We start from the raw sequence: 11,010 nt of genomic DNA on the forward strand, positions 1-11,010 counted from the left end.
TCGGCTAATCCTTACTCGTAAAGATGGCGGCTGGATACTCGCGGAAGATCCACTCGTCGCCGCCACCTTCCTCGCTCAGGAACCGGATCGTGTTCTCCACCATGTCCGGATTTCCATGACCGGTCGGCAGAGGAAACTGGCGCACGAGGAAGGTGGCGGGAATACGAATGGCGCCGTCATGCTCCCATTGATGGATGCGCTCCATGTACGCACGGGTGCGATTGTCGGCCACATCGGAGCGCGCGCCCTCGGGATAGGCGACATAGACCAACCCGAACTCCCCGCGCGGTACCTGCGTTACCGCCTTAGCGAACAGGCCCAGTGGTGCCCGGCTCCGCTTGGTGATCGCTGCCTCCGCGTCGACCCGCCAGGCGAGCCCAACCGGCGAGCGCACCTGGTCTACGGCTACAGCGGGAGGCCCGTCGATCTGACAGATGAAGCCATCCCAGCTCGGCATCTCCAGTTTCCAACCGAATACCTCATCCAGCATGATCGGGCTGTACGCCTTCGTCACCTCGTCGAGGTCGACGCGACGTGGCAGCGGTTTAAAAGCAACGTTGCCCCATGGGTAGGTGAGTGGCCGCTCGGGATGCGCGGCAAGCCGCTGCCGAAGGCACGTCGCGGCGACATCCGCGATATCGACCGCGCTGGCCTCGATCGAGAACGCAACCTCGTACCTGCCGAACTGACCGCGCGCCATCGCGCTAGCCCTGAGCAGGCGAAACAGGCTACGCATCCGCGTTTCCTCATCGACCTCATAGACCGTGAGCGCTGCGCTGCGCTTGCACTCGACGACCATGTTGAAAGCGTCCGTGCAGCGCAGATCAGGCGATTTGACGCTCGTTGGCTCGACGAAGACCATGGCTCTGCCCTGCGCTGAGCAAGCAGCTGCCACGAGAAGTTCGAACATAGTCGCATCGGTCTCGGCGCCGGAATAGAGGGCGTCGATCCTCTCTTGGGAACCACCGACCGCCCGCAGCGCCTCGATCCGCCGCCCGAGCTGGGCGAGCTGGGTTACGGCCAGCGCGCCGCCGAAATGGTCGTAGCGCGGATCGTTGGCGAGATAGTCCTTCGCCAATGTCATGGCTTGGCGAAGTCGGTGTCCTTTCGGCCGTTCGCTTTCCAGTCGCACACCCTTTAGAATTGAGACGGGCTGTTCATCGGCCACCGATGACAAGCGAAAAAGGTCAGCAGGTTCTCGCTCCAACCAGCCGTTGGGCGCATGACGTTCGATGAACTCGATTGCCTCGGGCAGATGGTCTTCGACATAAGCAGTCGCAGCCGGTGTCCCCTCCACGATCGATGCCCGACTGAGCCTCGGAAAAGGGTCGCCGACCGGCTCTCTTTCCTCGGCAAGATCGTCCGGATCGATCCCGGCGGCCTCGAACATAGCCGCGATCGCGGCATCGAGATCGACACGGGCGCGCTGCGCGCGCTCGATCGCCGCCTCCATTTCCAATTTGGCAGCTTCGCTCCGCTCGACGAAATATCGTCGGCGCAATTCCATGACCTTCGGCCATTCCGCATCGAAGGCCTGCTGGCGGCGATCCAAATCTTCCACGAGCACTCTGAGATGCTCGGGCATATCATCGGGGAGTGGTGGAAAGGACGACATCAGATTACGCGCTAACCCTCGGTCGATGAAAGGGCCTTCTTCAGCGCCGGATTCACCAATGTGTCGAGCCGGACTTTGGCCCATTTCGCCCGCGGTGCCTTTGGGTTCAGCACTGTCAGTATGAACAGGGCCTGCGAAAGGCGATTCAGCAAGGGGGCGGATCCGTCGTCACAAGCCTCCCCGAGCCACTCGTCGGCATTGTCCTGCTCGCGCTCGAGAAAGCGCAGGAGCGAGAAGGTGACCGGCTCGATGATTCCGTCTTCACGGCAGGCGAGCTGGGCACCGCCAGGGCCGTTATGGGTGTGGTGGCCGGAGCGTTCGGGATCTTCAGGCACGCGGCGCAGAAGGATCGGACTGGTGCCGACCAGCGCCAAGATCGCCGGGTCCATGAGGCCGACAATCCGGTCTTCATCGGTCGCGAGCGCGCCGATCCGAACGCTCGCGAGATGCGAGAGGATCAGCCAGGCGTCGAGATCGGCATAGGTCACCGCGGCTTCGCCGGCGGGCAATTCGATGCCTTCCCTCCAGCCGGGCTTCTTGATCACGGTCACGCCGTCGGCGCGCGTCGTCATGTTGAGCTGGCCGACGCTCGGCATCCAGACGACTGCGCGCGTACCCGGCTTGATCGGGCGGACCTCCGGCGCCCGCTGGAACAACCTATTCAGGAACGCGACCGAGATGCCGTTGCGCCATGAAATGAGATCGACCAGCGCCTGCGCGCCGATCACATCGCCAAAGGGCAGGCGCGCGGTTGTCGCGACGAGCCAGTCGGCGGCGTCCGCGTCGGCATCCCCCTCTTCGTCGCCCATGCGCTCAGCCAATTGCTCAGCGATCTGCCGCGCGAGTTCGGATGCAATCAGTTCGGGAATGCGTCCGGTGACGAGAGGTCGATTGCCGATGTCGAGAGCAGTTCCAGTCAGGCCAGACTGCACCATCGCCCCCAGTTCGTCGCTATCGGCATGGTCGCGCATCGTCGCCCTGCGAACCATGAAGCTGTGCATCGATCGCAGAATGACGTCGTTGGGCCGATCGCCCCGGCCATAATCATCGAGCACCGCGCGTGCTAAGGTCGCCGCCTGTTCAGCGAGTTCATCCTGAATGAAGTGAGCGCGGGTATAGCGGAATAGGTCGAGGCTTAGCAGCGGCGGCAGGATTGCCGTCATGCCACTGGTCCTCTCCGGCGCTTCAACAACGCTGGCCGCCATCGATCGCAGCAACCAGGGTTGGCGATATTCATCGGCCCTGTCCGCACCATGCATGAAGGTCACGTCATGCCGCTGCAGCACCCTCAGGGCCTGGTCAAATTCGTCGTCGTCGAGCCGATCGACCATGATACGCACGCCTCGACGGGCGAAGACGGTATCCTTACGCCGCGTCACACCCTTCCATAGACGGTCGACCACCGAAGTGTCGGCCTCGACTACGAATTTCACCTTCGGCCCCATCAATTGAGCCGACAGCGCTTCGAGTTCACGGCGGATGCCGTCATGTTCGAGGCCCAGACCATCGATGGCGATCACGAGTTGCGGACCATCGGATGACGCGAGCCGCTCGAGCCAGCGCCGTGCCTCTTCAGCCGAAATACGCCATCCGATCGTCCCCGACAGGAGCCGGGCGATCTCCTCCGTGATCCCGATCGCGGCGGTGCCCGATGCCTCGACGAGGAGCACTGCCATCTCGTCCGACGCGGTTGTGCCGATCGCAAGCTCGCGCAGGACATGGCTCTTGCCGATCAGGGGTGCACCCTCGATCGCGACGACGCGGCGCGTGCCAAGCAGAACCGTCATCGCCTCAGCGGAGGCCTTGCGCGAAATGTGGAAATCGGGCGTGAACGGAGTGCGAATGTCGCTCCAGCCGCCGGTCAGTTCGTCGAGCGTCTGCTCGGTAGCGGCCCGGATGGCGGCCATCCAGACAGCCGAACCCGGCCCCATGAGCGTTGCGATGGCATCTTGCAGACCGGCGTGGGCATTCATCATCGCGGCATCCATTAAGGCAGCGAAGGCCTGCTCATCTGCCAGCCCGTTCTCTAGAAGATCGCCCGTTTCGGTCGCATAGGTACGGGTCTCGGTTCCGTTCGAGACGATCACGATCGGGGGTCTGGGATGCAGCACGCGGGCGTAGGATAGCCCCTGGTCAACATCGTCCGCGTCGAGCGGCTGCCCCGGCTTCTTCAGTTCGAGGATCGCCAGTCGCTTGCCGGCGCTTTCAATCAGCATATCGAGCCGACCGCGCCGACTGGAGGCTTTGGCGCCGTTAATCTGGACCGTCTTGTGGCCCAGTCTAAAGGAGAAGGTCAGCTGATGCTTTATTCCAGCGACATCGAGCCAGGGCAAAGCAATCTTTAGGGCCGAGTTCGCGTGGACTTCAAGGTCGGTTTCGGTCTTGCCGACCGTGGTCTGGGTGACAGTCATTTCCCCATTTTACACCGGTTGGTGTCCAAACTGCACTATTTAGTGTTCTGCGAACGAGATATTCGATCCTTATGGCAAGATGTTGACGATGCCTTTACGGTGGATTGCAATCACTGGCCTGCTCGACGATGTCATGCTGACAGCCAGATGCGGCTCCAATTGCCGTCCGATCGGTAGCGGGGGGAAGAAATGGAGATCGCCAGCCTTAAGATCGAGAACTTTCGGGGCGTGCAACACGGCATAGTGCGTTTCTCGCCGCACACAGTGCTTGTTGGTGCCAATAACTGCGGCAAGACCACGGTGATCGAGGCGTTGGCGCTCTTATTCGGCCGCGACCGGATGATTCGCTCTTTGACCGAGCATGATTTCTACGGCAGCAATCCGCAGCCTGCAGATCGCATTCGGCTAACCGCAACAGTCATCGGTTTCCATGACGACGATCCGACCCAGCATCCGGACTGGTTCCGGGACGACAGGGGCATCGTCAAGTGGTGGAACGCGGCGACCGGCACCGTCCATCCCGCACGTACAGATCCAGCATGGAAGCTCGCCTGCCAGATTGCCTTCTCGGCGCGCTTCCATCGGCCATCGCTCGAGGTAGAGACGCTGCGCTATTTCCACGACGACGACAGTGTCGGCGATGTGTTTGACGACGAGATGGCGACCCCGCTTCCTGCGCGTCTTATCCGAGAACTCGGCTTCTTCTTCGTACCTGCAGCGCGGACGTGGGACCGAACCGTGTCGTTCGGTTCCGAGCTGTTCCGCCGCGTAGTCGCCGCTGGCGACGGACAGCCTTCGGAGTCGGTTCTCGCCGAGCGCGACCGTTTGCGCGCGCCGGAAGCTAGGCTCGAGCAGGACGAACGGCTCTCGCCGATCGTCGACCGGCTCAATCATGAGCTGAGCGGCTTTTTCCGGATGAACCCGACATTGCATTTGCGGGTGACGCCCACCGATTCGGACGGGCTGCTCGAATCCGTCGTATCGCACTACGCCCATAATGGCGCGGACCTACCGCTTCCGGCGAAACGACACGGTAGCGGACTGTTGTCTCTGCAGCATCTGTTGCTGCTGTTGCAGTTTGGACGACTGCGGGTTGAGGCTGACGAGAATTTCTGGATGGCGCTGGAGGAGCCCGAACTGCATGTTCCACCGGCGTTGCAGCGGCGGCTGGTGCATCGCATACAGTCACTGTCATCCCAGACCTTTGTCTCGACCCACTCGCCGATGGTCGCTGCATTGGCTGACCCGAGTGGCGTCGTTGTCTTGCGCAACGAAGGCGGCGTCCTGACTTCAGTGCCTCTCCTACAATCAACCTTGCCGGCGGACACGCCCAACAGCATCCGAAAGCTGTTTCAGGTCAACCGCGTCGAGACGATCGCGGCGGTCATGCACGACTTCGTATTGATTCCTGAGGGACGCACGGACTATGAATGGCTGGGTCTGCTCGTCCGGGCTGTTGATCTCCATCAAAGCTGGGCCGCTGCCGATGAATGCCGCTTCGACGCCTTCGTCGGCGTCATCCCGACCCATGACGGTTCCGTGTTGCGAACGGTGGCAACGATGTCGCCACTTCACCCACGTGTGGTCGCGTTGGTCGATGGAGATCCAGAGGGCGTGGGCTATGCAAATGCGCTTGCTGAAGCTGGCGCGCCGAATTCAGGAATTATCCTGCGCTGGGCCGACGGCCAGATGCTCGAGGATTTGATCGGTTGGATCATCGATGCAGATGCTCCCGGTTGCCTGCCGATCATTCCGATCGACGATCCACCCGATAATGTGGCGGATCTCGTCGCACGGCTAAAGGACGAGGTGCGTGCATCAGGCGGACTCAAGAAGGATAGTTCCAGCTATGAAGCGATAGCGGGGGCGGTCGGTGCAAATGAGGCATGTTGCGCCCGAGCACGATCGCTCCTCAACGCCATCACCGAAGTCGCTCAGGGCATCGACAATCCATTGTTTGTAGCGGACCCGGACCATCCGGCGATCAAGGTCTTCACACCGTGACCATTCAGGCTGTCGAGGGCGGTGCGGGGTGCGGGAAGACGTACCGACTAATGGAGATGCTTGCGGAACGTCTAGAAGCCCATCCGCTTTGCGACGGGCAGCGCGTTCTCGCGCTCACCTTCATGCACGGATCGCGACGTCGCCTGTCCGAGCGGTTGCGGACGGTCGCCAACCTTCGTGGACGCGTGGAATGCTGTACGATCGATGCCTTTGCTTGGCGCATCTATCGCCGATGGCGGGGTTTGGCGGGCGCGCTCGCAATAGCTCCTGCGGGCGAAGGCGATTTTGATCGCGTCTGCGACGCAGCCGGATTGCTACTGGAACAGGCCCAAGTCGGCGCGTGGGTAGCGTCAAGCTTTCCAATCGTGCTTGTCGACGAAGGTCAGGACCTGAAGCCCGAGCGCCTGCGCATGCTCAAGGCCCTTGCGGGCGAAGGCCATGCGCTGATCGCCGCCGACGAGTTCCAGTGTCTCGATCAGGCGCTTCGGCCCAACCCGCTGGTCGCCTGGTTGCAGCAGGACACCGAGCCGGAAGCACTAGTTCAGGTGCGCCGCACGAATTCACCGGGTCTGCTAGCGGCAGCGACCGCGATCCGTGCGGGCAATGCGCCCATTAACGGCGTGGGATTCAAGCTCCTGCCCCCGGGAGCCAGTGTGCCGCTTGCCGCGACTTTGCTCGCCAATGCCATCGCTTGGCGGCAGGGTGGTGATGTCGCGGTGATCACGCCAGCGCTGCAAGGCGGGTTTGCCACGTCGGTTGTCGCTCGTCTCGCTCAGGGGCCCTGCGGCAAACACAAAAATGGGCCTTATAATCTACATTGGGAAGGCAATGACCGCGACGAGGCGCAGGCAATCATCGCCGGTCTCGACCTGGCGGCTGATGCGTCGGCGACTGACGCCTGTGGAGCGCTGCGAGCGATGCCGCGCAATGGACCCGTGCGCGCAACTTTATCGTGGGTCGAGAACCAGATTCACGCTTGCGCACGGGTGAATTTCACCCGTGCGGAGATCGAGGCTGTTATTGCGCGACAGGTCTCGCTGCGACGGCAACATGGTGGCGGTGCATCGCATCAACTGACCGCGATGACGGTCCAGCAGGCCAAGAACAGGGAGTTCGAGGGCGTCGTTGTCATTTGGCCCTATCAGGTGGGCGGCGATGCTGAACACAAGCGTCGGCTCCTCTACAACGCCATCACCCGGGCAAAGCGCTGGTGCAATGTTATCGTCCAGGGCCAGAATATTCTCACTGCCGCGCCGTTCGCCTGAGTGCTCGATGCCGTGTGGCCGTCTTTTAGACTGGCAGCAAAGGCTCAACTGGCGTCAGTATGAGTGAGATGAACAAACGACCGTTTTAGGGCTGCCAGTTCGGTAGCCTGAAGGTCTGAAAGGTCGGCGGCGGCTGTCGAAGCACTCGGTTCGTCCGAATGTCTGCTTCCCCAAGCTCGGCACCCGAGACCGGACATTCTCCTTCCGGCCCAGATTCTGCCCGCCCCAGATTTTCACCTTCTTCGGATCCTCTTCCCTTGGCCAATGACGGCCAAGGAGAAAGACAATGGGATACTCACGATTTGACCCTGCCATGCAGAGACGCGTGGCATGGAACGCTGGTAAGAATGTCGGCACCAAGCGCCCACTATCGCAAAAACAGATATGGGCGATCCGCTTTCACCTCGATCGCGAAGGCCGGTTGAGAGACAAGGCGCTCTTCGATCTCGCAATCGATAGCAAGCTGCGCGGTTGCGATTTGGTGAAGATCAAGATTGGCGACGTGGTTGCTGGCACTGACATCCGCAATCGTGCGATCGTTATTCAGCAGAAGACCAATCGACCAGTCCAGTTCGAACTCACCGCCGACGTGCGAGCCACGTTACTAGCCTGGCTGGAACGCCGGGGTGGTTCTATGGGCGATTATCTATTCTCCAGCAGGATCGATCAAGCCGGACACATGAGCACGCGGCAGTATGCCCGCCTAGTCGATGAATGGGTGAATGCGATCGGTCTTCGGAAGTCTGAATACGGAACGCATTCGCTTCGGCGGACAAAAGCCGCAATGATCTATCGGGCCACCGGCAACATTCGGTCGATCCAGATTTTGCTAGGGCATACCAAGATCGAGAATACCGTCCGCTATCTCGGTGTCGATGTTGAAGACGCATTGCTCCTGGCAGAGCGCACCGAAATTTAAGCCATTGAGCGGTCGGCCGTTGATCCCCGGCCGACCGCTTTGAGGCATCTGCGACACGCGGTCTAACGGCCGGGATGGGGTGGATAGCTGCCGGCTTTATCTGGTGCGCTCGAACCTTGCTGCGCGGCCGTTTCAGTCGTTACCGGTTAAACTCTCTACCACCGGACATTGATCATGATTCCCTGTGCCGCACTGTTCGACCAATGTGGCGATAGCAATTTCCATCCGTGTGAGATCTGCTAGCTTGGTGCGAACATTTGATAGGTGCTGTTCGGCGATCGATTGCACTCGATCGCAATTCTTCTGCGGTCGGGGCGCAAGATCGAGCAGTGCTTGCACCTCTTCAAGCGAAAAGCCGAGTTCTCGTGCGCGCCGGATGAAACGGAGGCGCTCTATATCCGACGGACCATAATCGCGGTAAGCACCCTGGCGCGGGGGCGGCTCGATCACGCCGATCCGTTCGTAATAGCGGATCGTCTCGATGTTGCATCCGGTTTGCTTCGACACTTTACCGATTTTCACACAAAACCCCTTGAGTCTGTAGTTGCTACAGACAGTAGATATGGCTGCGACTCGGATTCTGCAAAAGGACATTCAATGCGCAGCCTTGGCACTTGGTGGAACGGATTAGCTACGGGCGGCGGCCTCTTTGCAGCATTCGGTGCTGCTGCTTGCTGTGCGCTTCCTTTGGCACTGGCGTCGGTCGGCGTAGGTTCGGCTTGGCTTGGCAGTGTGTCACCGGTCGTAGCGCCTTATCGGTCACCGCTTCTTATCCTCGCGTCGGTTCTGCTTTTCGCGGCAACCCTCCGACTACTTTGGCAATTTCACACCGTCCGAACGTGTCCGGCTGATGGGAATTGTGGCTCACTAACCTATCGGGTTTTGACCGCCGTAGGGATCGCCATCGGTGCAGTATTGCTGATTGGAGCTTTCTTTTATGGCTGAACTGATTTTGACTTCTCGCCTGCGTTGCCCTGAGTGCGGGCACGAGAAGGAAGAGGAAATGCCGACCAACGCCTGCATGTTTTTCTATAATTGCTCGAGCTGCGGCGTACGCCTTCAGCCGCTCCACGGCGATTGCTGCGTGTTCTGTTCATACGGCACGGTCCCCTGCCCACCGATCCAAGAGGGAAATTGCTGTAGTGGCTGAGAAGTTTGACTTCATCGCAATCGGTTCCGGAACGGCTGCGCAGGTCGCTGTCCATCGCATGGCCGACGAGGGGAAGCGATGCGCGGTTATCGATTATCGGCCCTATGGGGGCACGTGCGCCCTTCGCGGGTGCGACCCCAAAAAGATGATGGTTAGCGGCGAGGAGGCGCTCGCAGCTTTCAGACGGATGAAGGGGCACGGTATCGATGGGTCGGCTTCAATAGACTGGAACGAACTACAGGCCTTCAAGCGCAGCTTCACCAATCCTGTCCCAGAAAAGCAACAGGCGCGATACGAACGCAAGGGCGTTGCAACGTTCCACGGCAGGGCGCGCTTCGCTGGCCCCGATCGGATCAAAGTGGAGGGTAACGACCTGCGGTTCTCCCACGCACTGATCGCAACCGGAGCGACCCCTCGACCGCTTGGGATCAAAGGTGAGGAATTGTTGACCCACAGCGACGCCTTTCTCGAACTGGATACACTTCCTGATCAGATCGTGTTCGTCGGCGGTGGTTATATTGCGGCGGAATTTGCCCATCTCGCTGCACGCGCCGGAGCCAAAGTCACGATCCTCCAACGTGGCCGTCTCTTGAAGGCATTCGACCCTGACATCGTCGAATGGCTGATGCCGAGTTTTGATGATCTAGGAATTGAGATTGTGGACGCGGAGGTCAGCGGCGTGACGGACAATGGCGCGGGTCTCAAGGTGCACGCTGGCGACAGAACGATCGAGACAGAACTCGCAGTGCATGCAGCAGGCAGAGTGCCCGCAATCGGCGAACTCGACCTGGAGGCGGGTGAAGTAGCTCGGGGTAAATCCGGTTTGTTGCTTACCCCGCAGCTCCGCAGCCAAAGCAATGACAAAGTGTTCGCCGCTGGGGACGCTGCCGCCAATGGGCCGCCGCTGACGCCTGTTTCCAGTCACGATGCAAAGGTCGTGGTGGAGAATATACTCGAAGATAGCGGTCGAAAACCAAATTACCGGGGCGTGCCGAGCGTACTCTTCACCGAACCGCCCGCAGCGAGGGTCGGGGCGCTGGAACGCGAGGCGCGCGAAGCCGGTTTGGATTTCGAGGTGAACGCTGGATCACACCCAAGCTGGTTTTCGGCGCGGCGTCTGAACGAGGAGATTTATGGACACAAGGTTCTGATCGAGAAAGGCTCGGACCGCATTCTGGGTGCACACCTCGTCGGCCCCGACGCTGACGAACTTATCAATATTTTCAGTCTCGCCATCCGGCATGGGCTGACTGCAAACGATATTCAATCGACGATGTTCGCTTACCCGACAGCAGCGTCTGACGCAGGATACATGGTCGGTTGACGTGCGGCGACTTCACCCAGTCGCCTGAAACTCCCTAACGGATGCTGCAGATACCCATTGCTTTTCGCTAAATGATCGACCGCATTGAAGAAGCAACAAAGGTCGGCATGCGTCTGCTTTGGCGTCGGAAGCCGAATGTCTGCTTGACCAGGTCCGGCGCTAGATAGCAGACTGTCCGGAAACGTTTAGAGTTTCGGACGCCGCGAGGCGTCGGAAAGTCGACGGTGCCCGAACCCGCGGGCCGCACGCGGTGCGCTATGGGGATTTCGACTTTGCGCTGATCCCGACGGCTGCTGACGGTGCCGATAAGCGGAAGGGTCCG

General features: G+C 60.4%; 10 protein-coding genes. 6 read left to right on the forward strand and 4 right to left on the reverse strand.

Translation table 11 applies throughout. The features are described 5' to 3' along the window. Positions 1–4 precede the first annotated feature (4 nt). Positions 5–1,585, reverse strand: a complete 1,581-nt coding sequence (locus tag AC13CE_RS05940) for a hypothetical protein (RefSeq protein WP_482971848.1) — start codon at positions 1,583–1,585, stop codon at positions 5–7. A gap of 41 nt (positions 1,586–1,626) precedes the next feature. Beyond that, positions 1,627–4,026 carry a hypothetical protein gene (locus tag AC13CE_RS05945; RefSeq protein ID WP_482971849.1) on the reverse strand — a complete coding sequence of 800 codons (2,400 nt, stop codon included), beginning with the start codon at positions 4,024–4,026 and terminating at the stop codon, positions 1,627–1,629. A gap of 189 nt (positions 4,027–4,215) precedes the next feature. Here AC13CE_RS05945 and AC13CE_RS05950 point away from each other — a divergent pair, with 189 nt between their 5' ends. From AC13CE_RS05950 to AC13CE_RS05960, 3 genes are all read left to right on the forward strand, one after another. Then, entirely contained in the window at positions 4,216–6,030 is a 1,815-nt protein-coding gene (locus tag AC13CE_RS05950; protein ID WP_482971850.1) for an ATP-dependent nuclease, read from the forward strand. Next, the gene (locus AC13CE_RS05955; RefSeq protein WP_482971851.1) at positions 6,027–7,295 is read left to right on the forward strand and encodes an ATP-binding domain-containing protein; all 1,269 of its coding nucleotides are present in this window, start codon (positions 6,027–6,029) and stop codon (positions 7,293–7,295) included. Before AC13CE_RS05950 ends, AC13CE_RS05955 begins: the two co-directional genes overlap by 4 nt. A 286-nt stretch (positions 7,296–7,581) precedes the next feature. Next, complete coding sequence (locus tag AC13CE_RS05960) at positions 7,582–8,214, forward strand: tyrosine-type recombinase/integrase (protein ID WP_482971852.1); 633 nt, start codon at positions 7,582–7,584, stop codon at positions 8,212–8,214. Positions 8,215–8,346: 132 nt separating this feature from the next. Here AC13CE_RS05960 and AC13CE_RS05965 read toward each other — a convergent pair whose 3' ends face one another. Next, positions 8,347–8,736, reverse strand: coding sequence for a MerR family transcriptional regulator (locus AC13CE_RS05965; RefSeq protein WP_482971853.1), 390 nt, complete (start codon positions 8,734–8,736; stop codon positions 8,347–8,349). Between the two features lie 75 nt (positions 8,737–8,811). On the opposite strand from AC13CE_RS05965, the gene AC13CE_RS05970 reads away from it, so the two are divergent. The 3 genes from AC13CE_RS05970 to AC13CE_RS05980 are packed head-to-tail and all read left to right on the forward strand — an operon-like array spanning position 8,812 to position 10,688. After that, entirely contained in the window at positions 8,812–9,159 is a 348-nt protein-coding gene (locus AC13CE_RS05970; protein WP_160681135.1) for a mercuric transporter MerT family protein, read from the forward strand. Continuing rightward, complete coding sequence (locus AC13CE_RS05975; protein ID WP_160681134.1) at positions 9,152–9,364, forward strand: GDCCVxC domain-containing (seleno)protein; 213 nt, start codon at positions 9,152–9,154, stop codon at positions 9,362–9,364. Before AC13CE_RS05970 ends, AC13CE_RS05975 begins: the two co-directional genes overlap by 8 nt. Continuing rightward, positions 9,357–10,688: a dihydrolipoyl dehydrogenase family protein gene (locus tag AC13CE_RS05980; RefSeq protein WP_482971854.1), complete on the forward strand. Its 1,332-nt coding sequence runs from the start codon at positions 9,357–9,359 to the stop codon at positions 10,686–10,688. Before AC13CE_RS05975 ends, AC13CE_RS05980 begins: the two co-directional genes overlap by 8 nt. 67 nt (positions 10,689–10,755) lie before the next feature. Here the strand turns inward: AC13CE_RS05980 and AC13CE_RS05985 are convergent. Continuing rightward, on the reverse strand, positions 10,756–11,010 hold a 255-nt coding region (locus AC13CE_RS05985), incomplete at its 5' end, for a hypothetical protein (protein WP_482971855.1).

It is taken from the genome of Qipengyuania sp. B-5, assembly GCF_056857815.1.